The organism is Candidatus Collinsella stercoripullorum (genome assembly GCF_027669965.1).
Lineage (GTDB): Bacteria > Actinomycetota > Coriobacteriia > Coriobacteriales > Coriobacteriaceae > Collinsella > Collinsella stercoripullorum.
Genome location: NZ_JAQECM010000107.1, coordinates 1 through 968, shown reverse-complemented (window position 1 = coordinate 968; position 968 = coordinate 1). Strand labels below are relative to the sequence as shown.

General features: G+C 43.4%; 1 protein-coding gene. It reads left to right on the top strand.

Annotated elements, in window-relative coordinates:
* Positions 1–88 precede the first annotated feature (88 nt).
* The gene (gene aph(3')-IIIa / locus PHA29_RS10555) at positions 89–883 is read left to right on the top strand and encodes an aminoglycoside O-phosphotransferase APH(3')-IIIa (RefSeq protein WP_001096887.1); all 795 of its coding nucleotides are present in this window, start codon (positions 89–91) and stop codon (positions 881–883) included.
* The last annotated feature ends 85 nt before the right edge of the window (positions 884–968 follow it).

The following is a 968-nucleotide window of genomic DNA, read 5'->3' as shown; positions in this document are numbered from 1 at the left end:
CCCTTGTCACACAAACTACCGAAGCCTCGTTATAATTAGCTTCTTGGGGTATCTTTAAATACTGTAGAAAAGAGGAAGGAAATAATAAATGGCTAAAATGAGAATATCACCGGAATTGAAAAAACTGATCGAAAAATACCGCTGCGTAAAAGATACGGAAGGAATGTCTCCTGCTAAGGTATATAAGCTGGTGGGAGAAAATGAAAACCTATATTTAAAAATGACGGACAGCCGGTATAAAGGGACCACCTATGATGTGGAACGGGAAAAGGACATGATGCTATGGCTGGAAGGAAAGCTGCCTGTTCCAAAGGTCCTGCACTTTGAACGGCATGATGGCTGGAGCAATCTGCTCATGAGTGAGGCCGATGGCGTCCTTTGCTCGGAAGAGTATGAAGATGAACAAAGCCCTGAAAAGATTATCGAGCTGTATGCGGAGTGCATCAGGCTCTTTCACTCCATCGACATATCGGATTGTCCCTATACGAATAGCTTAGACAGCCGCTTAGCCGAATTGGATTACTTACTGAATAACGATCTGGCCGATGTGGATTGCGAAAACTGGGAAGAAGACACTCCATTTAAAGATCCGCGCGAGCTGTATGATTTTTTAAAGACGGAAAAGCCCGAAGAGGAACTTGTCTTTTCCCACGGCGACCTGGGAGACAGCAACATCTTTGTGAAAGATGGCAAAGTAAGTGGCTTTATTGATCTTGGGAGAAGCGGCAGGGCGGACAAGTGGTATGACATTGCCTTCTGCGTCCGGTCGATCAGGGAGGATATCGGGGAAGAACAGTATGTCGAGCTATTTTTTGACTTACTGGGGATCAAGCCTGATTGGGAGAAAATAAAATATTATATTTTACTGGATGAATTGTTTTAGTACCTAGATTTAGATGTCTAAAAAGCTTTAACTACAAGCTTTTTAGACATCTAATCTTTTGGCTCTTCGGTGGTTTCTGTGGGAG